The sequence below is a fragment of the Bradyrhizobium genosp. SA-4 str. CB756 genome (assembly GCF_000473125.1).
Classification (GTDB): domain Bacteria; phylum Pseudomonadota; class Alphaproteobacteria; order Rhizobiales; family Xanthobacteraceae; genus Bradyrhizobium; species Bradyrhizobium arachidis.
Genome location: NZ_KI421499.1, coordinates 7,845,339 through 7,870,708, shown reverse-complemented (window position 1 = coordinate 7,870,708; position 25,370 = coordinate 7,845,339). Strand labels below are relative to the sequence as shown.

Here is a 25,370-nt window from a genome sequence, read left to right as displayed (position 1 = left end):
TCTTCCTGGTTAAGCGTCAGCTTCGGGAACGGGCTTTTTCATCGGAGAGTGAACGATGGGTTACAAAGTCGCAGTCGTCGGCGCGACCGGCAATGTCGGACGGGAAATGCTCAACATCCTCGATGAGCGAAAATTCCCCGCGGACGAGGTCGTGGCCCTGGCGTCGCGCCGCAGCGTCGGCGTCGAGGTCTCCTATGGCGATCGTACCCTGAAGGTCAAAGCGCTCGAGCATTACGACTTCTCCGACGTCGACATCTGCCTGATGTCGGCGGGCGGCTCGGTGTCGAAGGAATGGTCGCCGCAGATCGGCGCCGCCGGCGCGGTCGTGATCGACAATTCCTCGGCCTGGCGCATGGATCCGGACGTGCCGCTGATCGTGCCCGAAGTGAACGCGGCTGCGACCGAAGGCTTCAAGAAGAAGAACATCATCGCCAACCCGAACTGCTCGACCGCGCAGCTCGTGGTCGCGCTCAAGCCGCTGCACGACAAGGCAACCATCAAGCGCGTCGTGGTCTCGACCTATCAATCGGTGTCGGGCGCCGGCAAGGACGCGATGGACGAATTGTTCTCGCAGACCAAGGCCGTCTACACCAATGACGAGCTGGTCGCGAAGAAATTCCCCAAGCGCATCGCCTTCAACGTCATCCCCCACATCGACGTTTTCATGGAGGACGGCTACACCAAGGAAGAGTGGAAGATGATGGCGGAGACCAAGAAGATTCTTGATCCCAAGATCAAGCTCTCCGCGACCTGCGTGCGCGTGCCCGTGTTCGTCGGCCACTCCGAGGCCGTCAACATCGAGTTCGAGAATCCGATCACCGCGGATGAAGCGCGCGAGATCCTGCGCAAGGCGCCCGGCTGCCTCGTCATCGACAAGCAGGAGCCCGGCGGCTACGCCACGCCGTATGAGGCGGCCGGCGAGGACGCGACCTATATCAGCCGCATCCGCGAGGACGCGACGGTGGAGAACGGTCTCGTGCTGTGGTGCGTCTCGGACAACCTTCGCAAGGGCGCAGCCCTCAACGCGATCCAGATCGCGGAAGTCCTGATCAACCGCAAGCTGATCAGCGCGAAGAAGAAGGCGGCGTAGCTGGCGAATGGTGAGTGGCGAATAGCGAATAGGCTATTCGCCATCCCCTATTCGCCATTAGCCCTCTTGAATTCCTTGCTCGCCTTGTCCAGCACGAACAGGGTCCCCTCCGCGACGCCGAAATAGGCACCGTGGGTCTGCATCTGGCCGCCCTCGACGGCCTTCTGCACGAACGGGAACGTCATCAGGTTCTCCAGGCTGCGGAACACCGCGGCCTTCTCGATGCGCTCGACGAACTGCGCCATGCTCTCGTGGTCGCGCTGCTCCACCACTTCGCCCGGCTTGATGAACATCTGCATCCATTTGCCGATGAAGTCGCCGGGCGTGAGCGGCTCGATCTTGTCGACGAAAGCGCGGATGCCGCCGCATTGCGCGTGGCCGAGCACCACGATGTGCTTCACCTTGAGCACCGTCACCGCATATTCCAGCGCCGCCGAGACGCCATGCGCGTTGCCGTCGGGCTGGTACACCGGCACCAGGTTGGCGATGTTGCGGACCACGAACAATTCGCCGGGGCCGACGTCGAAGATCACCTCGGGCGAGACGCGGCTGTCGCAGCAGCCGATCACCATCACTTCCGGGAACTGCCCCTTCACCGACAGCTCGCGGTAGCGGCTCTGCTCGGTCGGCAGCCGCTGGGTGGCGAAGGCCTTGTAGCCTTCCAGCAAATGCTTCGGGAATGTGATCATGACCTATGCCTAACCATAGAGCCGGGGAACGAACAAGCCTTTCGAATAGGCAGGCCAAGTGCTATCGGCTTCGACCAGAATAGACACGAGGAAACCGGAAGGAACGTAGCATGACCCGCCCGCGCCGCAGCCATCTGTTCATGCCCGGCTCCAACCCCCGTGCGCTGGAGAAGGCGCGTAATCTCGCCGCCGACGGCCTGATCCTCGATCTCGAAGATTCCGTCGCGCCCGACGCCAAGGCGGTGGCGCGCGACGGCATTGCCGCCGCGATCGCGGCCAAGGAGTTCGGCAAGCGCGAGATTTTGATCCGGACCAACGGCCTCGACACGCCCTGGTGGGCCGACGACGTCGCGATGGCTGCCAAGGCCTCGCCGGACGGCATCCTGGTTCCAAAGGTCTCCAGCGTCGAGGACCTCGACACGATCGGCCGCAAGCTGGCCGAGCTTGGCGCCGCGCCCACCGTCAAGGTCTGGGCCATGATCGAGACCGCGCGCGCGGTGCTGCATGCCGAGGAACTCGCCGCGGCCGGGCGCGATCCGAACACGCGGCTGTCAGGATTCGTGTTCGGGCCGAACGACATCTCGCGCGAGACGCGCATCCGCATGCTGCCGGGCCGCGCCGCGATGATCCCGATGATCACGCACTGCATCCTGGCGACGCGCGCCCATGGCCTCGAGATCCTCGACGGCCCCTACAGCGACATCGCCAATTCCGACGGTTTTGCCACCGAATGCGCGCAGGGCCGCGATCTCGGCTTCGACGGCAAGACGCTGATTCATCCCTCGCAGATCGAAGCCTGCAACGTGATCTTCACGCCGCCCGAGGAGGAAGTCGCGCGTGCGCGAAAGATCATCGCGGCGTTCGAGCTGCCGGAGAACGTGTCGCGCGGCGCGATCCGCCTCGACGGCGCGATGGTCGAGCGCCTGCATGCCGACATGGCCCGCCGCACGATCGAGATCGCGGACGCGATCGCTGCGATGAGCAAGGGCTGAGATTGCCCGAGCACGCGCTTCGTCGTGCGCGGCGGAGCAGGGGAATTTTCGGCCAGGAACTCAGCTAATCCCTTGATTTGTCTGATGCTGCGGCGCCGAGATGCTTTTTGATCACGACCGCGCGAATATCCGCCGCGATTGCCGCCGTTGACTTGCGTCAGGTCCACGTCGCAGGCTAACTCCAGCAACAGTTGAACATATTTGGCCCAACCTTGGACGAGGTGTCCCCATGACGGCGCTTGCGGAAGTCGCGGCTCCTGCCAACCTGGTTGACGAACTAACCGCGCACGCGGTGCGCAGCATCGAGGCCGCCGATCATTCCGCGGCTCCGTTTCCGCACATCGTCTTCCGCGATTTCTTTCCCGCCGACTTCTACCGTGACCTGATCCGGAGCGTGCCCACGCAGGGCTACGATCCGATCACCGGGACCGGGACGCGCATGGCGCTGCGCCTCTACGGCGAGAACGTCGACAAGATCGAGCCGTCGCTGCGGCCGGCATGGGCCGCGGTGTCGGCCATGCTGACGTCAGAGAGCATCGAGCAGGCGATCCGGAAGCGGCTGCATGACGGGCTGGAGATTCGTGCCAAGGGCGACAAGGTAGCCAGAGCCGAGGATCTGACGTTGGTGGCAAAGCCGGTCGTGTACGTGGACAGGGACGGCTATCAGATCAAGCCGCATCCGGACACGCGCAAGAAGGTCGTGACGATGCAGCTCTATTGTCCGGCCGACGCCAGCCAGGAAGCCTTGGGGACGACGCTCTACCAGGCCTCGCTCAAGGGACTGTTTCACGTCGGCTCGTATTGCCTCGAGCCGGTGAAGACGATCCCGTTCCTGCCCAATGTCGGCTACGCCTTCGTGGTCCTGAAGGCCTATCACACCCTGACCAGGATGAGCTGGCACGGCCGCCCGCCGATCCAGACCGATCGCGACCGCGTCACCATCCTCAACACGTTCTATGTGAACGAGAAGGTCGGCTTCTGAGCGTTGCGCATTGAGCGCGTCGCCTCAGTGCGGCGCGAGGTCGGCGCGATCGAGCGACTCCAGCGTCGAGGCGTTGCCGCAATAGCCGTGATAGGTCTCCGCGGCGGTGCCCTCAGTGAGGTCGCGGTCGCACTGTCGCTTCTGCGTGCAGAGCGCGCAGACCCGCTCCATGTCGCGTAGCAGCAGCGGCTGCGCCTGCCCGAGCCGCTCTGCGTTGATGCCGAGCTGCTCCAGCATCTTCGGCAGCTCGTCGGCGGCATGATGGCCGTGGCGGACCAATTCCTCGAGATCGTCAGGCGCGATCCTGAGATCGCTCGCGATCCGGTCGAAATCGGAGCGGTCGAGCCGCCGCATCTCGTTCATCTCGCGGCGATGCTTCAGCCAGGCGGCAAAGGACTCGATGAGGTCCTGGACGATGGGATACGGCCTGCTTGCGGTGCTCATGCGAGGCTCCATGGGGATCGTGGATTTGGAGCGAGACTACGCACAATGATGCAGAGGCGCGTTGCGCTGGATCAAATTGAGATAATGGGGCCGCGGCCGGGCGATGCGAAGCATCGTCCCGCGCGCCGGGTGAGGGCTTTCACCTCTGGGGGAATCTTCGTTGCGGAGAGACCCTCTCCCCAACCCTCTCCCGCAAGCGGGAGAGGGAGCGCGTCTTCTGCGCGGCGCTACGCGAACCGCTCCGTCGCCCACGCATAGAGGCTGCCGGGCACTGCCGGCTGCTTGCTGCGTCCCTTGCCCGAGATGTGCAGGCCGATCACCTCGGGGTCGGTGACGATGCCGAGATAGCTCGAAGGCTCGAAAAACAACTTCGGCTCGGAATGCACCGCGTAGAACGATTTCTTCGGCAATGCCTTTTGAAGATCGCCCGAACGCTTGGCGAGGATGGTGAGTGCCGGCGGCCCGTAGATGGCGATGCGCAGGTCGGACAGGCGCTGCGAGCCGCCGCCCAGCCGTCGCATCGCAAAGCTCAGACGATGGCTCAGCGATAGCCATTCCGGCGTCAGCTCCTCCTGCTCCATCAGCGCCTCGAAGGCGCGAACGATCTGATGTCCACGCGGCAGATAGAGCACGGAGTTGCCGAGCCGGCGCGATCGCTCCCAGGCGAAGTACGGCTTTGCCGGATCGATCTCGACCGGCCTCAGCAACACCACGTCGGCATCGAGCCAGAGACCGAGGCCCATCGCCATCAGCTTCATGCGGAAGAAGTCGCTGAACTGAAGCGTGGTCCAGTCGCGCCAGCTGCCGTCCGGCTGCGGCGGCCGCAGGCGCTCGGAGAACGCGTGCGGCAGCACCGCCTCGGCGTCAGCGTTCTCGACGCCCGCGGGCAGGCCGGGAATGGGATCGAAGCTGTAGAGCGTGACCTTGTGGCCAGCGGCCAGCTGCGAGCGCAGACAGGTCTGGCGCAGCGCATCCATCGGGCCGTGCCAGAAGGTGACGATGTCGGGCAGCATCAGGGAAAAGCTATAGGGTATATCGAGGGCAAAGAAAAAGCCCCGGCGCGCCAGGCGCCGGGGCTCGAACGGGATGTCGAACTCAGGCCCAGGCGCGCTCGCGCTTGAGCTTGTCCTCGTAGTCGTCGATCGAGGCCTTCTTCTCCATGGTGAGACCGATGTCGTCGAGGCCGTTGATCAGGCAGTGCTTGCGGAACGGGTCGATCTCGAACTTGACCTTGCCGCCGTCGGGGCCGCGGATCTCCTGGTTCGGCAGGTCGATCGTCAGCGTCGCGTTGGCGCCGCGCTCGGCGTCGTCGAACAGCTTGTCGAGGTCTTCCTGCGAGACGCGGATCGGCAGAATGCCGTTCTTGAAGCAGTTGTTGTAGAAGATGTCGCCGAACGAGGTCGAGATCACGCAGCGGATGCCGAAGTCGAGCAGCGCCCAGGGCGCGTGCTCGCGGCTCGAGCCGCAGCCGAAATTGTCGCCGGCGACCAGCACCTTCGTGTTGCGATAGGCGGGCTGGTTGAGGACGAAATCCGGGTTCTCGCTGCCGTCGTCCTTGTAGCGCTGCTCGGAGAAGAGCCCCTTGCCAAGGCCGGTGCGCTTGATGGTCTTCAGGTACTGCTTCGGAATGATCATGTCGGTGTCGACATTGATGATCTTCAGCGGCGCCGCGACGCCTTCCAGCGTAGTGAACTTGTCCATGTTGCGCTTTCCCAGGGGTGGTTCAGGGAACCGGTGTTTATCGCGAACGGAGCGGGAATCCTAGGCCGAATTCGGCAGATCTCGTCTGCTTGGCTGGATCAAGCCACGGCCGAGGGCGCCCCCTCTCCCGCTTGCGGGAGAGGCTAGGGAGCCCGCGGCTCGATACCGCTCTACTCCGCCTTGGCCTCAATCGCGGCCATATCATCGTCCGAGAGGCCGAAATGGTGGCCGATCTCGTGGATCAGGACGTGGCGGACGATGTGGCCGAGGCTCTCGTCGTGCTCGGCCCAGTAGTCCAGGATCGGCCGGCGATAGAGCCAGACCATGTTGGGCAGCCGCGCCACGTCGCCAAAGCTCTGCTGGGGCAGGCCGACGCCCTGGAACAGGCCGAGCAGGTCGAACTCGCTCTCGCATTCCATCTCGTCGAGCACCTCGTCGGTCGGGAAGTCGTCGACGCGAAGGATCACGCCCTCGCAGAGCTTAAGAAACTCCGCCGGCAGGCGCTCGAATACGTCGTGAGCCATCGCTTCCATCTCGGCCAGCGAGGGCGCTTTCAATTCCGTCCACATGGGTCACTCTTAACCCGGGTTCCGCGGCGATGCATCCGGCTTTATAGATGGGGCGTTGACGCCGCGCGCGAAAACGGGGAGCGTACGGCGCTTCAAGGGGTTGGCAGAGGTCAGTGGTGGGTGTGATGCGGGCGGGAACAGCGATACCGGTTCTACTGTGCATGGGGTTGTTTTCGACTTTTTTTGTCGGCGCCGAATGTCAGGCCCAAGCCCAGACGGCCGGCCCCGAGATCCGGCTGGCCCAGGTGGCCTCGCCTGACGACGTCCCTCCGCCGCGCAGGCGGCCTCCGGCGCGCTTGCGCGTCACGCCCTATTACAGCCCCGACGGCGTCTATCCGCGCTACAACCCGGGCCCCGATGCGGTCCGCGAATGCAACGTCGCCTATGTGCAGGAGCACAGGCCCAGCGGCACCGTGATCACGCCGCATATGAGCTGCTACTGGCGGCGGGGCTGACGGGCCGAGTTCAATGCGCAGCGCGGAGGCCTCGTGAGGGTGGTCATGGCAAGATCGATTGCACTAGTCGCCGTTGCCGTCACGCTCGCCGCCGGTCTGCCCTGCGCGTCCGCTGCGCACAGGATGACGATACCCGAGGCCTCGGCAGGGATCGCGGTTTTCGATGCGCGACGACACGCGCGAGCCCATGACATCGTGCGGCCCGCCGTGCGCCGCGATCCCCGCTACTACGCGCGGCCGGTCTACTACCGTCCCTATCCCTACGGCGTGCCCGCGCCGTTCGTGCTCGGCTACGGGCCGTTCTGGTGATCCGCTAACCGGCGGGCGCAAATCCCTTGACCAGCAGCACCGTCGCCTGCGCGCCCGCCTTGCGATCGCGTGAGATCTCTTCGTACTCGGGTGAATTCGAGAAGGCGAGGAATGCGGCCTCGTCCGGAAACGACATCATGACGAGCTTGTCGTGCGGCCATGTGCCTTCGAGCACGCGCGGATGTTCATCGGCGGCGAGCAGGCGTCCGTTGTACTTCCTGAACACGTCGAAGAACCGCGCCTGATAGCGGTCGTAGGCCGCGCGGTCCGTCACCTTCAATTGCGCAATCGCATAGACAGTCATCTCGAATCCTCACCTCGCGGCACCGCGTTGCCTGCAACGTCGTTCATTCATGGGGCATTCACGTCGCTGTCCCTAACTTAATCTTGGGAGCGGCTGCAAATGAACAGGGATGACGCGGGCCGGTTACGAGCGTCGCAACTCCGCTGTCCAGTTTCAGGGAGAAGTCCATGCTGAGGAGTTTGGGTCTCAGGGCAAGCCCGATGCGCTTGCTCGGGATCGCGGCGGCCGCGACGTTGATGCTGTCGGCCGGGACTGCGCGTCGTGCTGAAGCGCTGACCTTGATCAATCCGGCTGCGTCACCCGCGACGAAAGCTGCGACCGACGATCTCGTCACGCAGGTTCGTCACGGCGGCGGCGGTGGCGGACATGGTGGAGGTTTTCACGGCGGCGGCGGTTTCCGCGGCGGCGGCTTCCATGGTGGCGGCGGACATTTCGGCGGCTTCCGCGGCGGTGGTTTCCATGGCGGCGGCTTCCGCGCCGCGCCGGCGTTTCACGGCGGCGGCTATCGCTATGGCGGATTCCACCGCTACGGCGGCTTTCATCGCTACGGGATCTATCGCCCGCATTACGGCTACCGTCACTTCCACCGGCGCTATTATTACGGCGGCTATTATCCCTACTATCACTATCCGCGCCGCTGCCGGATCATCTGGACCTATTACGGCCCGCGCCGCATCTGCCGCTGGCACCATTGGCATCGCCCGTACCGGTACTATTGGTGAGGTGAGTTAGAACCGTCATTCCGGGATGGCGCGCAAGCGCCAGACCCGGAATCTCGAGATTCCGGATTCGCCCTTCGGGCGCTCCGGAATGACACCATCACTTAGAGCCAATCCTTCAGCTTCCAGGACGAAGCCTTCCACCGCATCAGCGTCTCGGCCTTCCACTGCCGAAACATCGCCGGCGGCCAGCGGCTGAGCTTCGAGGTCTCCTCGACCTCCGGCTTGGCGACGATGCGCAGCGGCGTCGCGCGCCGGCGGTGCTGGCGCGTCGCCTCGCTGATCAGATCGACATATTCAGGCTTGTTGGCCATCAGAGGTGTCCTCGCGAGATCGTCGCGAGGACACTGTCGGCGCTGCCGATTAACGGCCGTTTGCCGGGTTAGTTCAAATTGCAGGGACGGGCTTAGCGCCAGTCCCGGACGTCGACGAAGTGACCCGCGATCGCCGCTGCCGCCGCCATCGCCGGCGACACCAGATGCGTGCGGCCCTTGAAGCCCTGGCGACCCTCGAAATTGCGGTTCGAGGTCGAGGCGCAGCGCTCCTCCGGCTTCAGCTTGTCCGGGTTCATTGCAAGACACATCGAGCAGCCGGGCTCGCGCCATTCGAAGCCGGCCTTGATGAAGATCTTGTCCAGACCCTCGGCCTCGGCCTGCTCCTTCACGATCCCGGAGCCCGGCACGACCATGGCGTTGACGGTGCCTGCAACCTGCTTGCCTTCCGCGATCTTGGCGGCGGCGCGAAGATCTTCGATACGGCCGTTGGTGCAGGAGCCGATGAAGACGCGGTCGAGCTTGATGTCGGTGATCTTCGTCCCCGCGGTCAGGCCCATATATTTCAGCGCGCGGTGCTTGGAGATGCGCTTGGCCTCGTCCGCGATCTTGTCGGGATCGGGCACAATGCCGGTCACCGAGATGACGTCCTCAGGGCTGGTGCCCCAGGTCACGATCGGCGGCAGTTTTGCCGCATCGAGGCGCAGCTCGTGGTCGAAATGCGCGCCTTCGTCGGAGCGCAAGCCCTCCCAATAGCGCATCGCCGCGTCCCAGGCCGCGCCCTTCGGCGACTTCGGACGGTCGCGCAGGAAGTCGTAGGCCTTCTGGTCGGGCGCAACGAGGCCGGCGCGGGCGCCGCCTTCGATCGACATGTTGCAGACCGTCATGCGGCCTTCCATCGAGAGCGCACGGATCGCCTCGCCGGCATATTCCAGCACGTAGCCGGTGCCGCCCGCGGTCCCGATCTCGCCGATGATTGCCAGGATGATGTCCTTGCCGGTCACGCCGTCGGGCAATTTGCCGTCGACGGTGACGCGCATGTTCTTGGCCTTCTTCTGGATCAGCGTCTGTGTCGCCAGAACGTGCTCGACCTCGGAGGTGCCGATGCCGTGCGCGAGCGCGCCGAACGCGCCATGCGTCGAGGTGTGGCTGTCACCGCAGACGATGGTGGTGCCGGGCAGCGTAAAACCCTGTTCGGGGCCGATGACGTGGACGATGCCCTGGCGCTTGTCGAACTCGTTGTAATATTCGATGCCGAATTCCTTGGCGTTCTCGGCCAGCGCCTTGATCTGCTCGATGCTCTCAGGATCGGGATTGGGCTTGGTGCGGTCGGTGGTCGGCACGTTGTGGTCGACGACGGCGAGCGTCTTCTCGGGCGCATGCACCTTGCGCCCCGTCGCGCGCAGGCCTTCGAACGCCTGCGGCGAGGTCACCTCGTGCACCAGGTGACGGTCGATATAGAGCAGGCAGGTGCCATCCTCGGCTTCGTGCACCAGATGGTCGTTCCAGATCTTGTCGTACAATGTGGTCGACTTGGACATGAGCTTAAGCTCCGAAGGAATGTGTGTCAGCGATGAGCGCGGCGAGCGCGCGGGGCAACAAAATCGTCAGCGCAGCTTTTAGGCTGCGCGCGTAAGCTCTGACGTTGCCGAGGTCGCGAAGCGTCCGAAGAACCGGCCAGGCAGCCGCGAGCGATCGTCGATGACGATGCGCTGGGGGCTTACGAAGCTGGTCAGATCTGGAAACATTCTAGGAATATATAGCAGGCCGATTTGGAAGCGCGAGGGCTTTGACGCGCACGGCTGACGCAACAAAAAAGCGCGGAGCCGAGCCCCGCGCTTTCGAAAAGCTTGCCTGGTGGCGAAAGCTTACTCGCCGACGGCGGCCTGACGGTCCTGCTTCTCGACGATGCGGGCCGACTTGCCGCGGAGGTTGCGGAGGTAATAGAGCTTGGCGCGACGCACCTTGCCGCGGCGGACCACCTTGATCGAGTCGATCATCGGGGAGAGCAGCGGGAACACGCGCTCGACGCCCTCGCCATAGGAGATCTTGCGGACGGTGAAGCTCTCGTTGAGGCCACCGCCGGAACGGCCGATGCAGACGCCTTCATAGGCCTGCACGCGGGTGCGGTCGCCTTCGACGACCTTCACGTTGACGATCACGGTGTCGCCGGGGGCGAATTCCGGAATCTCCTTGCCGGCGGACAGCTTGTCGAATTGCTCTTGCTCGAGCTGCTTGATCAGGTTCATGGGTAAATCTCCATCGGCGCGCCCAGCCTTGGAAACGGGGGCTGCGCGAAATTCGTTTATCCAGCCATTGCGGATGTGGCCGCTCCTATAAGGCAAGCCGGAGCGTTTGTCACCCGTCTGTCTTGTTTTTTGGCGTTTTTTGGCGACGGGGCCGATTCGGGGGCTTGGGCGGGATTTGGGCCCATAAATCCGGCCGCCGGGCCTCGGTTAGAGCCTCGGATTGCGCCCGCCGCCAGCTAGCGACCTTGGCATGGTCGCCCGAGGTGAGAACCTCCGGGATCGGAACCCCCTCGAACAGCTGCGGCCGGGTGTATTGGGGGTATTCGAGCAGGCCGTCGGAAAAGCTCTCCTCTGTTCCCGAAGCTTCCTTGCCCATCACCCCCGGCAGCAGCCGGACGCAGGCGTCGATCAGGGCCAGGGCTGCGATTTCGCCCCCAGACAGCACGTAATCGCCGATCGAGACCTCCTCGAGGCCCCGCGCATCGATCACTCGCTGGTCGATCCCCTCGAACCGCCCGCAGACGATCAGGGGGCCGGGCCCCTGTGCGAGCTCGGCCACGCGGGCCTGGGTCAACGGCCGACCGCGCGGGCTCATCAGCAAACGCGGCCGATCCGGAGCGATCTCGGCGGCATCGATCGCCGCCGCCAGAACATCCGCCCGCAGCACCATGCCCGGTCCGCCGCCGGCAGGCGTGTCATCGACGCTCCGGTGCCGGTCGGTCGCGGAGGCCCGGATGTCCCGCGCCTCGATCTCCCACAGCCCGGAGGCGAGTGCCCGGCCGGCCAAGCTCACGCCGAGCGGCCCCGGAAACATCTCCGGAAACAGCGTCAGCACCGTCGCGCGCCAGGGTGAGGGGGTTGTCATGGTCTCTCAACTCTCGTCGTCCCCGGGCGCGTGAAGCGCGAGCCCGGGACCCATAACCACCGCAGTTCGTTTTGCGATGATCGGGGCCACCAGCTTAGCCAAAACCACGTCTCGTGGTTATGGGTCCCCGCTTTCGCGAGGACGACTCGGGGCGTCCTGATCATCGCCCTCGATCTCCTGCGGCAGCGCGATCACGACACGGCCGCCTTTGAGGTCGACCTCGGGCACCACGGCGTTCGAGAACGGCAGCAGCATGGTCGGCCCCTTGAGCGGCGCGATCTCGATGATGTCGCCGGCGCCGAAATTATGGATCGCGAGCACGCGGCCGAGCGCGTCGCCGTCGGTGGTGACGGCGGCGAGCCCGATCAGATCGGTATGGTAATATTCGTCCTCGTCCGTCGCGGGCAGCTTTTCGCGCAGAACGTAAAGCTCGATGCCGTTGAGGCGCTCGGCCTCATCGCGGGTCGTGACGCCCTTGAACGTCGCGACCAGATGATCTTTTGCCTCGCGCGCCGTTGCGACCTCGAACTGGCGCTTGCCGTCCTTGGCGAGAAGCGGACCGTAGCGGCGCACGGCAAACGGATCTTCGGTGAAGGTCCATAGTTTGACCGCACCGCGCACACCATGCGCGGCGCCGATCCGCGCGACGCAGACCAGCGCCGACATGATCTGGCCTTAGGCCTTCGCGGCGGCTTCGGCCTGCGCCTTGCGCTCCTTGCGCGGCACGGCCTTCTCGGGGTTGTTGCGCGCTTCGCGCTTCTTGACGCCGGCGGCGTCGAGGAAACGCATCACGCGGTCCGACGGCTGCGCGCCCTTGGCGAGCCAGGACTTCACCTTCTCCATGTCGAGCTTCAGGCGGGTCTCGTTGTCCTTCGGCAGCAGCGGATTGAAATAGCCGAGACGCTCGATGAAGCGGCCATCGCGGGGAAAGCGCGAATCGGCGACGACGACGTGATAGACGGGACGCTTCTTGGTGCCTGCGCGAGCGAGGCGGATAACGACGGACATTCAGTTCTCCTTCAAAGTACGTTTTGTTCGGTTGATTGGTATTCCGCGTCACGCGAGACCGATGCGATCCCGTGCGACGAATTCCTCATTTCTTCTTGCCCGGGAAACCGCCGAGGCCCGGCAGCGTCGGCTTGCCGCTCAGCCCGGTCAGTCCAGGAAGGTTGGGCAGGCCGCCGCGAAGACCGGCCGGCAAATCCTTCGGCAAATTCGGCAGGCCTTGTCCGCCGCCGCTCTGCATCTTCTCCTGCAGCGCCTTCACCTCTTCCGGCGAGGGCATCTTCATGCCGCCGCCAAAGCCCATCGCCTGCGCGATGCCGGCGAGCGGGCCGCGCTTGCCCGAGCCCATGGCCTTCATCACGTCAGCCATGTTCCGGTGCATCTTCAAGAGCTTGTTGACGTGCTCGACGCTCTGGCCGCTGCCTGCGGCGATGCGCTTCTTGCGGCTTGCTTTCAGCAGGTCGGGATGACGACGCTCGTCGCGCGTCATGGAATCGATGATCGCGACCTGGCGCTTCAAGATCTTGTCGTCGATGCCGGCGGCCGCGATCTGGTTCTTCATCTTGGAGATGCCGGGCATCATGCCCATCAGCCCGCTGATGCCGCCCATGTTCGACATCTGCAGCAGCTGCTCACGCATGTCGTTGAGGTCGAACTGACCCTTGCGCATGCGCTCGGCGGTGCGCGCGGCCTTTTCGGCGTCGATGTTCGCCGCAGCCTTCTCGACCAGCGAGACCACGTCGCCCATGCCGAGGATGCGGCCGGCGATACGATCGGGGTGGAAATCCTCCAGCGCGTCGGTCTTTTCACCGGTGCCGATCAGCTTGATCGGCTTGCCGGTGACCGCGCGCATCGAGAGCGCGGCGCCGCCGCGGCCGTCGCCGTCAACGCGGGTCAGCACGATGCCGGTGAGGCCGACGCGCTGATCGAATGCGCGCGCAAGGTTCACCGCGTCCTGGCCGGTGAGCGAGTCCGCAACCAGCAGCACTTCGTGCGGATTCGCCGCAGCTTTGATCGCGGCTGCTTCCGCCATCATCTCTTCGTCGAGTGTAGTGCGGCCGGCGGTGTCGAGCAGCACGATGTCGTAGCCGCCAAGCTTGCCGGCTTCCAGCGCGCGCTTGGCGATTTGCGGCGGCTGCTGGCCCGCTACGATCGGCAGGGTCGGGATGTCGAGGTCGCGGCCGAGCACGGCCAGCTGCTCCATCGCCGCCGGACGGTAGACGTCGAGCGAGGCCATCAGCACCTTGCGCTTGTCGCGCTGGACCATGCGGCGGGCGAGCTTTGCGGTGGTGGTCGTTTTACCCGAGCCCTGCAGACCGACCATCATGATCGGCACCGGCGGCACGGCATTGACGTCGATGGTCTGGCCTTCCGCGCCGAGCGTGTTGACCAGCTCGTCATGGACGATCTTGACCACCATCTGGCCGGGGGTGACCGACTTGACGACGGTGGCGCCGATCGCCTGCTCGCGGACGCGCTCGGTGAAGCTGCGCACCACTTCGAGCGCAACGTCGGCCTCCAGCAGCGCGCGGCGCACCTCGCGCATCGCGGCGTCGACGTCCTTTTCGGTCAGCGCACCGCGCCCCGTCAGACGATCGAGAATGCCACCAAGCCGTTCCGACAGATTGTCGAACAATGCCGTTGTCCTTTTTTACCTCTCCCCGCCTGCGGGGAGAGGTCGCCGCGCCCTTGAGCGGCGGGTGAGGGGGTACGGGACCATCAACGCGCATCACGCGCGGAGAGAGCCCCAACCCCGACCCTCTCCCCGCAAGAGCGGGGCGAGGGAGAGAAAGTCCAAACACCTTTGCGCCCGAGGGCGCACAGCGCTGTCGGGCGTTGACCTCCGGCCTCCAGGGCCGGTCGGCGGGTCGAAAAGAAAGCCTTTCCGAGAAAGTGGCGGGGTTAAACGCCGCTCCCGCCCAAAAGTCAAGGAAAGTTAGGGTGCCCAGGCGCCCTTGCCAGGGCCGAATCCTGAAATAAGGCCTTGAAATCTGGCCACTTCCGGCGATGGGTTCCTTTTTCGGCGGTCCCGCCCATATAGCCGGTCATGACTTCCCTCCGCTATCATCGCTGAAGCCGCCCGTGCGCATCACCCGCCGCCGCCTGTTCGGAGTGCTGGCCGGGGCCGGCGCGCTGGTCGGCGTTCCGCCCGTTTGGATGTCCCGTATGAAAACCTATGACGGTCCCGTCTCCGATCATTTCGACGGCCTGCACTTCTTCGATCCCAACGGGGCGTCGCCACGATCGCTCGGCGAGGTCCTGCGCTGGCAGTTCGGCGGCGGCCGGAAGCGTGAGACCTGGCCGGACTGGGTCCCCAGCCCCCATGCCGACATCCCGCCCGCGCGGGTCGATGGCGACAAGGTGCGGCTCTCCTTCGTCGGCCATGCCAGCTGGCTGATCCAGACCGGCGGACTCAACATCCTGGTGGATCCCGTCTGGTCGATGCGGGTCTCGCCGGTCGCCTGGGCGGGGCCGAAGCGGCACAATGATCCCGGCATCGCTTTCGAGAAGCTGCCGAAGATCGACGTCGTGTTGGTCTCGCACGGGCACTACGACCATCTCGATATCGTGACGCTGTCGCGGCTTGCCAAGAATTTTGCCCCGCGCGTGGTCACCCCGCTCGGCAACGACGTGGCGATGCGGAGCTTCGATCGCACCATCAAGGCTGAAGCCTTCGACTGGCACGATCGCGTCGAGCTCGGCGAAGGCGTTGCCGTGCATCTGGTGCCGACCCGGCACTGGACCGCGCGCGGCGTGTTCGATCGCAACAAGGCGCTGTGGGCGAGCTTTGTCTTGGAGACGCCGGCCGGGAAAATCTATGTCGTCTGCGATTCCGGCTATGGTGATGGCGGGCATTTTCGCAGCGTCGCCGAGAAGCATGGGGCGCTGCGCCTCGCGATCCTGCCGATCGGTGCCTACGAGCCGCGCTGGTTCATGCGCGACCAGCACATGAATCCGGAAGACGCGGTGAAAGCGCTGGCCGATTGCGGCGCGCAAGCCGCGCTCGGGCATCATCACGGCACGTTCCAGCTGACGGACGAAGCGATCGATGCGCCGGCGAAAGCGCTGGTGGAAGCGCTCGATGCCGCGAAGATTCCGCAGGAGCGGTTCGTCGCGATGAAGCCGGGGCAGGTGGTGGAGATTTAGCAGAGATTTGGCGTCATTCTCCGCTGTCGTCCCGGGGCGCGACGAAGTCGCGAACCCGGGACCCATAACCACAGGGCGGAGTTTGGCGAGGGCTCGGAGTTACCGCTTGCGCGTCACAACCACTCCCCGTGGTTATGGGTCCCCGCGCCCGTGCGCAATTGCGCACTAGGCGGGGACGACACCGTTGTTGTGTTGAGCCGTGAGCCTCTTACGTCCGCTACTCTTTCGGCTTGATCGCCCAGCTCACATTCACCGTCACCGACAGCGTCTCCTCGCCCGGCGCGACCGCGGCGGGGGCCGCCATCGGCGCTGTCGCCATCCGCGCCTTGAACAGCGGCACCGGGCCGCTGCCTTCGGAGACGCTCAGCGGCGCACCCAGCGTCACGCCGGTGGCCTTGGCGTAGATCTCGGCCTTGCGGCGCGCGTCGGCCACCGCCTGCTCGCGCGCATCGTCGAGCAGCTTCGAGGCCTGCGTCACCTCGAACGAGATGTTGCCGATGTCGTTGGCGCCGGCGCTGACCAGCGTGTCGATGATGCCGGCGACCTTGGTCACGTCGCGAATTTTCACCGTGACGCGGTTAGAGGCGCGGAAGCCGACGACAGGAGAGGCGCCGGTGGATTTGTTCTGGCCGTATTGCGGCTGCAGCGACAGGCGCGAGGTCTGGTAGTCCTTCTCGGCGATCCCGGCGCCCTTCAGCGCCAGCAGCACCTTGCCCATCGCGGCGTTGTTGGCATCGGAGGCCTCTTTCGCCGTCTTGGCGTCGTTGGCGACACCGGCATCGATCTGCGCAAGGTCCGGTGCCGCGGAAACATGGGCTTCGCCGCTTACCGAGATGGCGGAGGGGAAATCGTCGGCCAGCACAGGCGTTGCCAGCAGCGTGGCGGCGAAAGCGGCGGCGAGTACGGCAGGCTTCTTCATCTCTCTCACTTCAATGGCACGAACACGTTGATCACCAGCTTGTCCTCGGCCGTCTTCAGGGGATCGGTGAGGTACTCCTCGATGAAGGTGTCCTTGGCTTCCAGCTTCTTGTCGTCGAGGTGATTGGTGATCGCCTCATAGGTGTTGTCCATGTTGTCGTAGGAGCCGCGATGGACGAATTTCAGCGCCTTGCCCTCCGGCGACTTGCCGATGCTCATGTCCTTGGGCAGGTTCTTCGGATCCTGCTCGACCGGAATCTCGGCGAGGAAGGTGAAGCCGGTGTCGTCGGTCGAGGTGTAGACGATCATCGAATTGCCTGATGCCTTGATGCCCTGCTTGTCCAGCAGCGTGTTCAGCGCCTTGAATGCGTCGATCAGGGTGTCGAAGGCCGAGTCCCAATTGGCAGTGCCCTTGACCATCACGACCTTCTTGGCCTCGAGCGTGGTCTCCTGGCCGAACGGGTCGGCGGTCTGCACCGGGGCGGGCGTGGCGGAGGCTGCGGGCGGCGGGGCTGCCGGGCTGGGTGAGGCGCTGGCCGCGGGCGAAGGCGTCGCCGCGGGGGCCGGCGAGGCGCTCGCCGCCGGCGACGGGCTTGCCGCCGGCGCGGGCGAAGCGCTTGCGGCCGGGGCGGGCGAAGCCGACGGGGCCGGCGAGGGACTTGCTGATGCGGCCGGTACCGGGCTCGGGGTCTGCGCCGGCGCGCTGGACAGGCCAATCGACATGGCCGCCGCCGGGATCAGCGCGGCCAGAGCGAGACGACGAAACCTGATCATTTTATTCTCCCCAAGGCCTTGTGTACCAAGGCCTAAATCCACCCTTGTGCCCGCCCGCGTGTCCCGGTCCGCGCGAGTCGCGCCGTTCTAACACGCGAGCGCCAAATTCGTCCCATGACAGATGCGTCATGGCAGTTCACCTGGCAGGCCACCCTGGCCGGCGCCAAATGGCTGGCCAAGCCGGTAAGGATCGCCATATAAGGCAGGCGAAATTCGGGAATTTTCATGAGCGCGCTGGCCAACCACGCATTTGCCAAGATGAACGGCATCGGCAACGAGATCGTCGTTGTCGACATGCGCGATTCTGCCTCGCCGGTGACGCCGGACGATGCCCGCGCGGTGGCGTCCGCGCAAGGCGGCGTGCCCTACGACCAGCTCATGGTGCTGCAGAAGCCGCGGCTCGATGGCACCGAGGCCTTCATCCGCATCTACAACAATGACGGCTCGGAGGCCGGCGCCTGCGGCAACGGCATGCGCTGCGTGGTGCGGCGGATCTTCGAGAGGACCGGCCAGACCACGGCGACGTTCGAGACCGCGGCCGGCCTTCTCAATGCCTGGCAGGGTCCGGCGCCCGATCTCTACACCGTCGACATGGGCGCGCCGAAATTCGGCTGGCAGGACATTCCGCTCGCTGAGGAGTTTCGCGATACCCGCTACATCGAATTGCAGATCGGGCCGATCGACAATCCGATCCTGCATTCGCCCTCGGCCGTGAGCATGGGCAATCCGCACGCGGTGTTCTGGGTCGACGACGTCAACGCTTACGACCTCGGCCGCTTCGGTCCGCTACTGGAAAACCACCCGATCTTCCCCGAGCGCGCCAATATCACGCTGGCACATATCGTCGATCGCGAGCACATCACCATCCGTACCTGGGAGCGCGGTGCAGGGCTGACTCGGGCCTGTGGTTCGGCGGCCTGCGCGACTGCCGTTGCTGCTGCGCGGCTGAAGCGCGCGGAGCGCAATGTCGAGATTACGCTGCCCGGCGGCAAGCTCGGCATCGAATGGCGCGAGCGCGACGACCACGTGCTGATGACCGGCACGGCGACCTTCGAATATGAAGGCAATTTCGATCCGGCGCTGTTCGCGCCGGTCGGGTAATGGCCGTCGACGTCGTCAGCTTCGGCTGCCGCCTCAACGCCTTCGAGGCCGAGGTGATCCGCCGTGAGGCCGAGGGCGCGGGCCTCGAAGACACCATCGTCATCAACAGCTGCGCCGTCACCAACGAAGCGGTGGCGCAGGCGCGGCAGTCGATTCGCAAGCTGAAGCGTGAGCGCCCCTCGGCGCGCATCGTCGTCACCGGCTGCGCGGCGCAGACGCAAAGCGCGATGTTTGCCGAGATGGTCGAGGTCGATCGCGTCGTCGGCAATGACGACAAGCTGCGCAGCGATGCGTGGCGCCAGACCCGCGACGCGTTCGACATCGACGCCAGCCAAAAGATCGCCGTCAGCGACATCATGTCGGTCAAGGAGATGGCGCCGCATCTGATCGACGGCTTTGCGAGCGGCCTGCCGCGCGTGTTCGTGCAGGTGCAGAACGGCTGCGACCATCGCTGCACCTTCTGCATCATCCCCTATGGCCGCGGCAATTCGCGCTCGGTGCCGATGGGCGCGGTGGTCGATCAGGTCCGGACGCTGGCGGAGCGCGGTCATGCCGAGATCGTGCTGACCGGCGTCGATCTCACCAGCTACGGCACGGACCTGCCGGGCGCACCAAAGCTCGGCATGCTGACCAAGCAGATCCTGCGGCATGTGCCGGAGTTGAAGCGCCTGCGCATCTCTTCGATCGATTCGATCGAGGCCGACAGCGATCTGCTCGATGCCATCGCCGACGATGCGCGGCTGATGCCGCATCTGCATCTATCGCTACAGTCAGGCGACGACATGATCCTGAAGCGCATGAAGCGGCGGCATTCGCGGAAGCAAGCGATCGCGTTCTGCGAACAGGTCCGCCGCCTCCGCCCGGACATTGCGCTGGGTGCCGACGTCATCGCGGGCTTTCCGACCGAGACCGAGGAGATGTTTTCGCGCTCGCTCGATCTCGTCGAGGAATGCGGCCTCACCTTCCTGCACGTCTTCCCGTACTCGCCACGCCCCGGCACGCCGGCCGCGCGCATGCCGCAGGTCGCGGGTGGTGCGATCAAGCAGCGCGCGAAGCGGCTGCGTGCAGCCGGTGAAGTGGCCCTGCGTCGGAGGCTGCAAGCCGAGATCGGCGCAACGCGCGAGGTGCTGATCGAGAGCGACGGGCAGGGGCGGACGGAGCATTATCTGCCGGTGGCGGTCGCGGGCGAGCGTGTGGGGAGCGTCGTGCCGCTGAGGATCGCCGGCAGTGATGGTGAGCGGCTGACCGCGTAATCCGGCTGCGAGGAATTTCGCCGCGCTCTATCCTCAACGTCGTCCCTGCGCACGCAGGGACCCATACCGCGCGATCTATCGGTCGAAAACGGTGCTTGTCCCAACGAAGCAGAGCAACGGCTAGTCGTCGCCAAACCTCTCCCTGTGGTTATGGGTCCCTGCGTTCGCAGGGACGACACCGAGGGTGCAGCGCGCCCTACTGCGCCCTGACCTGCCAGAACCGCAGCGTCCGCCGCGCGTTCTCCGGCGTCATCCGCGCAAAATGCCCCTGCGCTCTGGCAAGGTCGGCCGACTTCATCGCGCCGGTGGCATAGCGGCTTTCGAGCACGGCGGCCGTGGTTTCCCAGCGGAGCTGCGCCGCTTTGCACGGCACCAGCAGGCCGTCGTCGCGCAGGCTCTGCATCAGCGGGCGAATCACCTCGACGGTCGAGCCAGACAGCGCGGCCAGCGCCGCGACGGTCTCCTCATAGCGCCGCTGCGTGGCGAAGCCGAGCAGCGTCGCCTCGTTGAGCTGGCCGGCCGCCTTGAGATTGGCGATCGCCCGCTTGGCGCCTTCGAAGTCGCGGACTGCAGACATCTCGCGCTCGACGCCGACGGTGACGGCCGTGATCGCGCTCTGGATTTCCTCGAATAGATGCGGCGGCGCGCGCGACAGCAGGCGGGTGCGCACCGCATCCGTTGCCGAGCGCAGCAATTGCCGGCGCAGCTCCGACGGCAAATCGACGCGGACGCCGACATTGACGGCGAGCTCGGGATCGCCCTCGGCCTGTCCGACGATGATGGCAAATCCGTTGCCCGACACGCGCGCACCCGGATTGGCGGCGAGGCGGCGGCTGACGCTGGGATAGCGCCGCGCCAGCAGCGCGTCGGTGACGATCTCCTTCAGCCACCAGCGTCCGGCGACCGCGAGCAGATGCGGCTCGCTTTTGCTGGAGGCGATCCTGACCAGCTCGCCATCGTCGAGGCGCGCGGATTCCTGCAGCACGGGACCGGCGATACGAATTTCGTCGTTGTTGGCGAGGCGGCGGATCACGGAGGGCGGCGCCTGCGCGATCGGCGCGAGCTGCGCGCTGATCTCGGCGAGGGCGACGCGCGCGCCGATGTCGGCAATGGCGCGCAGCTCGATGGTGCGGATCAGGCGCTCGAGCACGTCGTCGAACAGCGCGATCTGCTCGTCGTCGAAACTGCCGGCGGAGGAGAGGAACAGGTCGGTGACGCGCCGGGCGGTTTCCAGGCCCTTTTCCGCCGAGCCCATCCGGATTGCGGATTCGACCTCGTCGATGATCGATAGCTCGGCCTTGGACATGACGCGCGGCTCGTCCTGAGCGGATTGACGGAAGCTTGTTCTAAGCAACCGCTATCATTAGAGGCGCGCTGAAGGTTTCGTAAACCATGGGCAATGACCTGCGCCTTCGGCGCGACCTCTCCCGCAAGCGGGAGAGGTTAAGCGACAGCGCCGCTATTCCCCGTTCCACCCGCACGCCCTGAGCTTCTCATGCATATGCGGCGGGGCGGGCGCGACCACGCGGACCGGCTCCTTGTTCCGGGAGATCGGCACCACGATCTCGCGGGAATGCAGGTGAAGCTTCGGCTCGCCGAAGCGCGGGCCGTTGCCGTAAATGTTATCACCGAAGATCGGCCAGCCGGATGCGGCCGAATGCACCCGCAATTGATGGGTCCGCCCGGTCACCGGTTCCATGGCGAGCCAGGTGAAACCGTCGCCCCGGCCCATCACCTTCCAGTTGGTGATCGCCTTCTGCCCGTCCGGATCCGGCTTCTGCCACCAGCCGCGCTCGGCATTGAGCCGGCCGAGCGGCATGTCGATGGTGCCTTCGTCCTCGGTGGGGCCGCCCTCGACCACGGTCCAGTAGGTTTTGCCGATCTTGCCGTGCTTGAACAGCAGGCCGAGCGACGCCGTCGCCTTGCGATGGCGGCCGAGCACGAGGCAACCGGAGGTGTCCTTGTCCAGCCGGTGGGCCAGCACCGGCGGCCGCGGCAGGCCGAACCGGAGCGCGTCGAAGGAATCCTCCAGATTGGGGCCGCCCTTGGGGCCGCGATGCACGGGAAGACCGGCCGGCTTGTCGATGATCAGCATCAGGCCGTCGCGGTGGAGCACACGGGCCAGGATCTCGTCGGCGGTCAATTGGGGAACATCGAGCAATCGCAGGACTTTCGGTCAAGACTTTCGTTTGGCAGCCGGAACGGCTAACACACCCCCGCCATGAACGATACCACGTCAGATCCCCCCAAGCTGAGCTGGTGGCGCCGCCTGTCCAACGGGCTGAAGCGGACCTCGTCCTCGCTCGGGACCGCGGTCGCCGATCTCGTCACCAAGCGCAAGCTCGACCGCGCCATGCTCGACGACATCGAGGACGTGCTGCTGCGCGCCGATCTCGGCACGTCGGTCGCGGTGCGGATCGCAGAGGCCGTCGGCACGGGTCGTTACGACAAGGCGATCTCGGCGGACGAGGTCAAGGACGTCGTCGCGACCGAGGTCGAGAAGGTGCTGGCGCCGGTGGCAAAACCGCTCGTGATCGATACGGCCAAGAAGCCGTTCGTCATCCTCGTGGTCGGCGTCAACGGCTCCGGCAAGACCACCACCATCGGAAAGCTCTCGCAGAAATTCGCCTCCGAAGGCCGCAAGGTGATGCTGGCCGCCGGCGACACGTTTCGCGCCGCCGCCATCGAGCAGCTCAAGGTCTGGGGCGAGCGCACCAAGACGCCTGTTATCGCGGGCGCGCAGGGCTCGGATTCGGCGAGCCTCGCCTTCAACGCGCTGACCGCGGCGAAAGAGCAGGGCATCGACGTGCTCCTGATCGACACCGCCGGGCGCCTGCAGAACAAGGCCGAGTTGATGAACGAGCTCGAGAAGGTCGTGCGCGTGATCCGCAAGGTGGATGACACTGCGCCGCATGCCGTGCTGCTTGTGCTGGACGCCACCGTGGGCCAGAACGCGCTGTCGCAGGTCGAGGCCTTCCATCGCACCGCCGGGGTCACCGGCCTCGTGATGACCAAGCTCGACGGCACCGCGCGTGGCGGCATCCTGGTGGCGCTCGCGGAGAAATTCAAACTGCCGGTGCATTTCATCGGCGTCGGCGAGGGCGTCGACGATCTCGCCGCGTTCACCGCGCGCGATTTCGCCCGCGCGATCGCCGGAATCGAAAGCTGACGAATGGACAAGACCCAGCCGCACCCGCTGTTCAAGCTTGCGACCGAGCTCGGACCGCTGCTCGTGTTCTTCTTCGTCAATGCGAAGTTCAACCTGTTCGCCGCCACCGGCGCCTTCATGGTCGCGATCGTCGCGGCCATGATCGCGTCCTATGTGGTGACGCGTCACATCCCGATCATGGCGATCGTCACAGGCGTCATCGTGCTGGTGTTCGGCACGCTGACGCTGGTGCTGCACGACGAGACCTTCATCAAGGTCAAGCCGACCATCATCTACGGCCTGTTCGCCGCGATCCTCGGCGGCGGCCTCTTGTTCGGCCGCTCCTTCATCGCCGTGATGTTCGACCAGATGTTCAATCTGACGCCGCAGGGCTGGCGCATCCTCACGCTGCGCTGGGCGCTGTTCTTCGCCGGCATGGCGGTGCTGAACGAGATCGTCTGGCGCACGCAAAGCACGGACTTCTGGGTGAACTTCAAGGTGTTCGGCGTCACCACGATCACCATGATCTTCGCCCTCGCCCAGATGCCGCTGACCAAGCGCTACGGGATCGAGCCGGCCTCGCTGGAGGCGAGCGAGGCGGAAGCGGGGGATGTGAGGAAGGGGTAAGCGAAGCGTCGCTCCGCATACCGCTGTCATGCCCCGGCTTGACCGGGGCATCCAGTACGCCGCGGCCTCTCCGTATACGACTGACGTCTCTGGAATACTGGATCGCCCGATCAAGTCGGGCGATGACAGTCGAGTACGCGGCGCGAGGCCAGCGTCAGCTCCCCGCCTTCAACGCCTTTTCCATCTGCGGCAGCAGCACTGTCCGCAAATTGTCCGGCGTGATCGGCCCCACCAGCTTGTAGACGATCGTCCCCTCGCGGCCGACGACGAACGTCTCCGGCACGCCGTAGACGCCCCATTCGATCGAGGCACGGCCGTTGGCGTCGACGCCGACGCGGCCGAACGGGTTGCCGTAGCGGCCGAGGAAGCGGCGCGCGTTATCGGCGCTGTCCTTGTAGTTGATGCCGACGAGTTCGAAGCGCTTGTCTTTTGCCAGCTCAGTCAGCAGCGGCGCCTCGTCGTGGCAGGGCACGCACCAGGACGCCCAGACATTGACGAGGCTGACCTTGCCCTTGAATGCGGCGGGATCGAGCCCCGGCACCTGCGCATTGCCGGTCTGTAGTCCCTCGAGCGGCGGCAGCGTGGTCTGCGGCGCGGGACGACCGATCAATGCGGAGGGAATCCGTGAGGGATCGCCGCTGCCGAGCCGGAACCAGAACAACAGCGCCAGGGCGATGAAGGCGATGAGCGGCAGCACCATCAGGAAGGTGCGGCGCTGCGGGGCCGTGGATGTGGTTTGATCGCTCATCGTGAGTCCGTCGCGCTGCGGCCCGAGCGGCGGGTGACGCCGCTGCGGTCAAGCTCGCGTAGCCGTTCGGTCTGGCTGCGATAGTCGAGCACGATCCAGCCGACCAAGATCGCGACCACGAGGGCGGCTGCCGCATAGGACGTCACGATGAAAGACGCGTAGGGGCCGAGCGACATGATCAGGCAGCCCCTTTTGACGCGTTTTCCTCACGCGAACCGGGGCTTAACTCGCTCGAAAACGCGATGCGGCTCGCCTGCATCATCTGCAGCGAGCGGACGCGCCGGCGCAAAATCTCGTTACGCATCGCAGCCAGATGCAGCGTGACGAACAGCAGCGTGAACGCGACCGCCATCACCAGCAACGGGACCAGGAAGGATTTGTCGAGCGTCGAGCCGCCCATGCGCATCACCGAGGCCGGCTGGTGCAGCGTGTTCCACCAGTCGACCGAGAACTTGATGATCGGCAGATTGATCGCGCCGACCAGCGTCAGCACGGCCGCGGCACGCGCCGCGCGCGAGGGATCGTCAACCGCGCGCCACAGCGCCATCAGGCCGAGATACATCAGGAACAGGATCAGCACCGAGGTCAGTCGCGCGTCCCATTCCCAATAAGTGCCCCACATCGGCCGGCCCCACAGCGAGCCCGTGAGCAGCGCGAGGAAGGTGAAGCTGGCGCCGATCGGCGCTGCCGCCTTCGCGGCGACGTCGGCAAGCGGATGCCGCCACACCAGCGTGCCCAGCGAGGCAATGCTCATCACGCCCCACACGAACATCGACAGCCACGCATTGGGAACGTGGATGAACATGATCTTGACGGTCGCACCCTGCTGATAATCGTCGGGTGCAAGCGCCGATTGATAGAGACCGATCGCGAGCAGGATGACGGTTGCACCCGCGAGCCACGGCAGCAGCCGCGCCGTCAGCGCGAGGAACCGTGTCGGATTGGCAAGGTCGATCAGCGTCATGGTCTTCTGATTAATCACAGGTCGGCGCTCACGCAATCAGCATAA

At 65.3% G+C, this 25,370-nt stretch carries 31 protein-coding genes; 11 read left to right on the top strand and 20 right to left on the bottom strand.

Annotated elements, in window-relative coordinates:
- Positions 1–55 precede the first annotated feature (55 nt).
- On the top strand, positions 56–1,090 hold the full coding sequence (locus BRAGE_RS0138035) for an aspartate-semialdehyde dehydrogenase (protein ID WP_027561821.1): 1,035 nt from the start codon (positions 56–58) through the stop codon (positions 1,088–1,090).
- Positions 1,091–1,137: 47 nt separating this feature from the next.
- On the opposite strand, the gene BRAGE_RS0138030 is transcribed toward BRAGE_RS0138035, so the two are convergent.
- Positions 1,138–1,779: a carbonic anhydrase gene (locus BRAGE_RS0138030; protein ID WP_027561822.1), complete on the bottom strand. Its 642-nt coding sequence runs from the start codon at positions 1,777–1,779 to the stop codon at positions 1,138–1,140.
- Between the two features lie 110 nt (positions 1,780–1,889).
- On the opposite strand from BRAGE_RS0138030, the gene BRAGE_RS0138025 reads away from it, so the two are divergent.
- Entirely contained in the window at positions 1,890–2,771 is an 882-nt protein-coding gene (locus tag BRAGE_RS0138025; protein ID WP_027561823.1) for an HpcH/HpaI aldolase/citrate lyase family protein, read from the top strand.
- Between the two features lie 229 nt (positions 2,772–3,000).
- Entirely contained in the window at positions 3,001–3,753 is a 753-nt protein-coding gene (locus BRAGE_RS0138020) for a hypothetical protein (RefSeq protein ID WP_027561824.1), read from the top strand.
- A 24-nt stretch (positions 3,754–3,777) separates the two neighbouring features.
- On the opposite strand, the gene BRAGE_RS0138015 is transcribed toward BRAGE_RS0138020, so the two are convergent.
- From BRAGE_RS0138015 to BRAGE_RS0138000, 4 genes are all read right to left on the bottom strand, one after another.
- The gene (locus BRAGE_RS0138015) at positions 3,778–4,197 is read right to left on the bottom strand and encodes a DUF6455 family protein (protein ID WP_027561825.1); all 420 of its coding nucleotides are present in this window, start codon (positions 4,195–4,197) and stop codon (positions 3,778–3,780) included.
- Between the two features lie 227 nt (positions 4,198–4,424).
- Positions 4,425–5,210, bottom strand: coding sequence for a hypothetical protein (locus BRAGE_RS0138010; RefSeq protein WP_027561826.1), 786 nt, complete (start codon positions 5,208–5,210; stop codon positions 4,425–4,427).
- Between the two features lie 82 nt (positions 5,211–5,292).
- On the bottom strand, positions 5,293–5,898 hold the full coding sequence (leuD, locus tag BRAGE_RS0138005) for a 3-isopropylmalate dehydratase small subunit (RefSeq protein ID WP_027561827.1): 606 nt from the start codon (positions 5,896–5,898) through the stop codon (positions 5,293–5,295).
- Between the two features lie 170 nt (positions 5,899–6,068).
- Positions 6,069–6,467 carry a metallopeptidase family protein gene (locus BRAGE_RS0138000; RefSeq protein ID WP_027561828.1) on the bottom strand — a complete coding sequence of 133 codons (399 nt, stop codon included), beginning with the start codon at positions 6,465–6,467 and terminating at the stop codon, positions 6,069–6,071.
- A 161-nt stretch (positions 6,468–6,628) separates the two neighbouring features.
- Here BRAGE_RS0138000 and BRAGE_RS0137995 point away from each other — a divergent pair, with 161 nt between their 5' ends.
- Together BRAGE_RS0137995 and BRAGE_RS0137990 are read left to right on the top strand one after the other, a co-directional pair.
- Positions 6,629–6,922, top strand: coding sequence for a hypothetical protein (locus BRAGE_RS0137995; protein WP_027561829.1), 294 nt, complete (start codon positions 6,629–6,631; stop codon positions 6,920–6,922).
- 45 nt (positions 6,923–6,967) lie between these two features.
- Positions 6,968–7,231: a hypothetical protein gene (locus BRAGE_RS0137990; RefSeq protein WP_027561830.1), complete on the top strand. Its 264-nt coding sequence runs from the start codon at positions 6,968–6,970 to the stop codon at positions 7,229–7,231.
- 4 nt (positions 7,232–7,235) lie between these two features.
- On the opposite strand, the gene BRAGE_RS0137985 is transcribed toward BRAGE_RS0137990, so the two are convergent.
- On the bottom strand, positions 7,236–7,535 hold the full coding sequence (locus tag BRAGE_RS0137985) for a DUF1330 domain-containing protein (RefSeq protein ID WP_027561831.1): 300 nt from the start codon (positions 7,533–7,535) through the stop codon (positions 7,236–7,238).
- Positions 7,536–7,702: 167 nt separating this feature from the next.
- Between BRAGE_RS0137985 and BRAGE_RS0137980 the strand changes: the two genes are divergently transcribed.
- The gene (locus tag BRAGE_RS0137980; RefSeq protein ID WP_027561832.1) at positions 7,703–8,257 is read left to right on the top strand and encodes a hypothetical protein; all 555 of its coding nucleotides are present in this window, start codon (positions 7,703–7,705) and stop codon (positions 8,255–8,257) included.
- Positions 8,258–8,358: 101 nt separating this feature from the next.
- Here the strand turns inward: BRAGE_RS0137980 and BRAGE_RS0137975 are convergent, their stop codons facing one another.
- The 7 genes from BRAGE_RS0137975 to ffh form a co-directional block, all read right to left on the bottom strand.
- On the bottom strand, positions 8,359–8,568 hold the full coding sequence (locus tag BRAGE_RS0137975) for a hypothetical protein (protein WP_027561833.1): 210 nt from the start codon (positions 8,566–8,568) through the stop codon (positions 8,359–8,361).
- Between the two features lie 92 nt (positions 8,569–8,660).
- Positions 8,661–10,067: a 3-isopropylmalate dehydratase large subunit gene (gene leuC, locus BRAGE_RS0137970; protein ID WP_027561834.1), complete on the bottom strand. Its 1,407-nt coding sequence runs from the start codon at positions 10,065–10,067 to the stop codon at positions 8,661–8,663.
- Between the two features lie 327 nt (positions 10,068–10,394).
- Positions 10,395–10,775 (bottom strand): 50S ribosomal protein L19, encoded by a 381-nt coding sequence (rplS, locus tag BRAGE_RS0137960; protein WP_027561835.1) that lies wholly within the window; start codon positions 10,773–10,775, stop codon positions 10,395–10,397.
- Between the two features lie 109 nt (positions 10,776–10,884).
- Positions 10,885–11,640 (bottom strand): tRNA (guanosine(37)-N1)-methyltransferase TrmD, encoded by a 756-nt coding sequence (gene trmD / locus BRAGE_RS0137955; protein ID WP_027561836.1) that lies wholly within the window; start codon positions 11,638–11,640, stop codon positions 10,885–10,887.
- A gap of 117 nt (positions 11,641–11,757) precedes the next feature.
- On the bottom strand, positions 11,758–12,306 hold the full coding sequence (gene rimM, locus BRAGE_RS0137950; RefSeq protein ID WP_027561837.1) for a ribosome maturation factor RimM: 549 nt from the start codon (positions 12,304–12,306) through the stop codon (positions 11,758–11,760).
- Between the two features lie 9 nt (positions 12,307–12,315).
- Positions 12,316–12,648: a 30S ribosomal protein S16 gene (gene rpsP / locus BRAGE_RS0137945; protein ID WP_027561838.1), complete on the bottom strand. Its 333-nt coding sequence runs from the start codon at positions 12,646–12,648 to the stop codon at positions 12,316–12,318.
- Positions 12,649–12,733: 85 nt separating this feature from the next.
- Positions 12,734–14,281, bottom strand: coding sequence for a signal recognition particle protein (gene ffh, locus BRAGE_RS0137940; RefSeq protein WP_027561839.1), 1,548 nt, complete (start codon positions 14,279–14,281; stop codon positions 12,734–12,736).
- A gap of 446 nt (positions 14,282–14,727) precedes the next feature.
- Here ffh and BRAGE_RS0137935 point away from each other — a divergent pair, with 446 nt between their 5' ends.
- Positions 14,728–15,792, top strand: a complete 1,065-nt coding sequence (locus tag BRAGE_RS0137935; protein WP_027561840.1) for an MBL fold metallo-hydrolase — start codon at positions 14,728–14,730, stop codon at positions 15,790–15,792.
- Between the two features lie 217 nt (positions 15,793–16,009).
- On the opposite strand, the gene BRAGE_RS0137930 is transcribed toward BRAGE_RS0137935, so the two are convergent.
- Both BRAGE_RS0137930 and BRAGE_RS53840 read right to left on the bottom strand, forming a co-directional pair.
- Positions 16,010–16,711, bottom strand: coding sequence for an SIMPL domain-containing protein (locus BRAGE_RS0137930; protein ID WP_027561841.1), 702 nt, complete (start codon positions 16,709–16,711; stop codon positions 16,010–16,012).
- Between the two features lie 5 nt (positions 16,712–16,716).
- Positions 16,717–17,484, bottom strand: coding sequence for a GyrI-like domain-containing protein (locus BRAGE_RS53840; RefSeq protein ID WP_027561842.1), 768 nt, complete (start codon positions 17,482–17,484; stop codon positions 16,717–16,719).
- A 225-nt stretch (positions 17,485–17,709) separates the two neighbouring features.
- Here BRAGE_RS53840 and dapF point away from each other — a divergent pair, with 225 nt between their 5' ends.
- Positions 17,710–18,585, top strand: a complete 876-nt coding sequence (gene dapF / locus BRAGE_RS0137920) for a diaminopimelate epimerase (RefSeq protein WP_027561843.1) — start codon at positions 17,710–17,712, stop codon at positions 18,583–18,585.
- Positions 18,585–19,838, top strand: coding sequence for a tRNA (N(6)-L-threonylcarbamoyladenosine(37)-C(2))-methylthiotransferase MtaB (gene mtaB, locus BRAGE_RS0137915; protein WP_027561844.1), 1,254 nt, complete (start codon positions 18,585–18,587; stop codon positions 19,836–19,838). Before dapF ends, mtaB begins: the two co-directional genes overlap by 1 nt.
- Positions 19,839–20,034: 196 nt before the next feature.
- Here the strand turns inward: mtaB and BRAGE_RS0137910 are convergent, their stop codons facing one another.
- Positions 20,035–21,144 carry a DUF2336 domain-containing protein gene (locus tag BRAGE_RS0137910; protein WP_027561845.1) on the bottom strand — a complete coding sequence of 370 codons (1,110 nt, stop codon included), beginning with the start codon at positions 21,142–21,144 and terminating at the stop codon, positions 20,035–20,037.
- Positions 21,145–21,297: 153 nt separating this feature from the next.
- Positions 21,298–21,999 (bottom strand): RluA family pseudouridine synthase, encoded by a 702-nt coding sequence (locus tag BRAGE_RS0137905; RefSeq protein WP_027561846.1) that lies wholly within the window; start codon positions 21,997–21,999, stop codon positions 21,298–21,300.
- 60 nt (positions 22,000–22,059) lie between these two features.
- Between BRAGE_RS0137905 and ftsY the strand changes: the two genes are divergently transcribed.
- Positions 22,060–23,007 (top strand): signal recognition particle-docking protein FtsY, encoded by a 948-nt coding sequence (gene ftsY, locus BRAGE_RS0137900; RefSeq protein ID WP_027561847.1) that lies wholly within the window; start codon positions 22,060–22,062, stop codon positions 23,005–23,007.
- Between the two features lie 3 nt (positions 23,008–23,010).
- A complete protein-coding gene (locus tag BRAGE_RS0137895; protein ID WP_027561848.1) occupies positions 23,011–23,613 on the top strand; it encodes a septation protein A in 603 nt (200 codons plus the stop codon).
- A 154-nt stretch (positions 23,614–23,767) separates the two neighbouring features.
- Here the strand turns inward: BRAGE_RS0137895 and BRAGE_RS0137890 are convergent, their stop codons facing one another.
- Genes BRAGE_RS0137890 through BRAGE_RS0137880 form a run of 3 tightly spaced genes read right to left on the bottom strand, consistent with a single transcriptional unit; the run spans position 23,768 to position 25,325 of the window.
- Positions 23,768–24,361, bottom strand: a complete 594-nt coding sequence (locus BRAGE_RS0137890; protein ID WP_027561849.1) for a DsbE family thiol:disulfide interchange protein — start codon at positions 24,359–24,361, stop codon at positions 23,768–23,770.
- Positions 24,358–24,543, bottom strand: a complete 186-nt coding sequence (gene ccmD, locus BRAGE_RS0137885; protein ID WP_027561850.1) for a heme exporter protein CcmD — start codon at positions 24,541–24,543, stop codon at positions 24,358–24,360. The genes BRAGE_RS0137890 and ccmD overlap by 4 nt, the downstream gene beginning before the upstream one ends.
- Positions 24,540–25,325, bottom strand: coding sequence for a heme ABC transporter permease (locus tag BRAGE_RS0137880; RefSeq protein WP_027561851.1), 786 nt, complete (start codon positions 25,323–25,325; stop codon positions 24,540–24,542). Before BRAGE_RS0137880 ends, ccmD begins: the two co-directional genes overlap by 4 nt.
- Positions 25,326–25,370 lie beyond the last annotated feature (45 nt).

Coding starts and splice junctions, on each gene's coding strand:
- BRAGE_RS0138035 (WP_027561821.1), top strand. CDS start 56: ATGGGTTACAAAGTCGCAGTCGTCGGCGCGACCGGCAATGTCGGACGG.
- BRAGE_RS0138030 (WP_027561822.1), bottom strand. CDS start 1,779: ATGATCACATTCCCGAAGCATTTGCTGGAAGGCTACAAGGCCTTCGCC.
- BRAGE_RS0138025 (WP_027561823.1), top strand. CDS start 1,890: ATGACCCGCCCGCGCCGCAGCCATCTGTTCATGCCCGGCTCCAACCCC.
- BRAGE_RS0138020 (WP_027561824.1), top strand. CDS start 3,001: ATGACGGCGCTTGCGGAAGTCGCGGCTCCTGCCAACCTGGTTGACGAA.
- BRAGE_RS0138015 (WP_027561825.1), bottom strand. CDS start 4,197: ATGAGCACCGCAAGCAGGCCGTATCCCATCGTCCAGGACCTCATCGAG.
- BRAGE_RS0138010 (WP_027561826.1), bottom strand. CDS start 5,210: ATGCTGCCCGACATCGTCACCTTCTGGCACGGCCCGATGGATGCGCTG.
- leuD (WP_027561827.1), bottom strand. CDS start 5,898: ATGGACAAGTTCACTACGCTGGAAGGCGTCGCGGCGCCGCTGAAGATC.
- BRAGE_RS0138000 (WP_027561828.1), bottom strand. CDS start 6,467: ATGTGGACGGAATTGAAAGCGCCCTCGCTGGCCGAGATGGAAGCGATG.
- BRAGE_RS0137995 (WP_027561829.1), top strand. CDS start 6,629: ATGGGGTTGTTTTCGACTTTTTTTGTCGGCGCCGAATGTCAGGCCCAA.
- BRAGE_RS0137990 (WP_027561830.1), top strand. CDS start 6,968: ATGGCAAGATCGATTGCACTAGTCGCCGTTGCCGTCACGCTCGCCGCC.
- BRAGE_RS0137985 (WP_027561831.1), bottom strand. CDS start 7,535: ATGACTGTCTATGCGATTGCGCAATTGAAGGTGACGGACCGCGCGGCC.
- BRAGE_RS0137980 (WP_027561832.1), top strand. CDS start 7,703: ATGCTGAGGAGTTTGGGTCTCAGGGCAAGCCCGATGCGCTTGCTCGGG.
- BRAGE_RS0137975 (WP_027561833.1), bottom strand. CDS start 8,568: ATGGCCAACAAGCCTGAATATGTCGATCTGATCAGCGAGGCGACGCGC.
- leuC (WP_027561834.1), bottom strand. CDS start 10,067: ATGTCCAAGTCGACCACATTGTACGACAAGATCTGGAACGACCATCTG.
- rplS (WP_027561835.1), bottom strand. CDS start 10,775: ATGAACCTGATCAAGCAGCTCGAGCAAGAGCAATTCGACAAGCTGTCC.
- trmD (WP_027561836.1), bottom strand. CDS start 11,640: ATGACAACCCCCTCACCCTGGCGCGCGACGGTGCTGACGCTGTTTCCG.
- rimM (WP_027561837.1), bottom strand. CDS start 12,306: ATGTCGGCGCTGGTCTGCGTCGCGCGGATCGGCGCCGCGCATGGTGTG.
- rpsP (WP_027561838.1), bottom strand. CDS start 12,648: ATGTCCGTCGTTATCCGCCTCGCTCGCGCAGGCACCAAGAAGCGTCCC.
- BRAGE_RS0137930 (WP_027561841.1), bottom strand. CDS start 16,711: ATGAAGAAGCCTGCCGTACTCGCCGCCGCTTTCGCCGCCACGCTGCTG.
- BRAGE_RS53840 (WP_027561842.1), bottom strand. CDS start 17,484: ATGATCAGGTTTCGTCGTCTCGCTCTGGCCGCGCTGATCCCGGCGGCG.
- dapF (WP_027561843.1), top strand. CDS start 17,710: ATGAGCGCGCTGGCCAACCACGCATTTGCCAAGATGAACGGCATCGGC.
- mtaB (WP_027561844.1), top strand. CDS start 18,585: ATGGCCGTCGACGTCGTCAGCTTCGGCTGCCGCCTCAACGCCTTCGAG.
- BRAGE_RS0137910 (WP_027561845.1), bottom strand. CDS start 21,144: ATGTCCAAGGCCGAGCTATCGATCATCGACGAGGTCGAATCCGCAATC.
- ftsY (WP_027561847.1), top strand. CDS start 22,060: ATGAACGATACCACGTCAGATCCCCCCAAGCTGAGCTGGTGGCGCCGC.
- BRAGE_RS0137895 (WP_027561848.1), top strand. CDS start 23,011: ATGGACAAGACCCAGCCGCACCCGCTGTTCAAGCTTGCGACCGAGCTC.
- BRAGE_RS0137890 (WP_027561849.1), bottom strand. CDS start 24,361: ATGAGCGATCAAACCACATCCACGGCCCCGCAGCGCCGCACCTTCCTG.
- BRAGE_RS0137880 (WP_027561851.1), bottom strand. CDS start 25,325: ATGACGCTGATCGACCTTGCCAATCCGACACGGTTCCTCGCGCTGACG.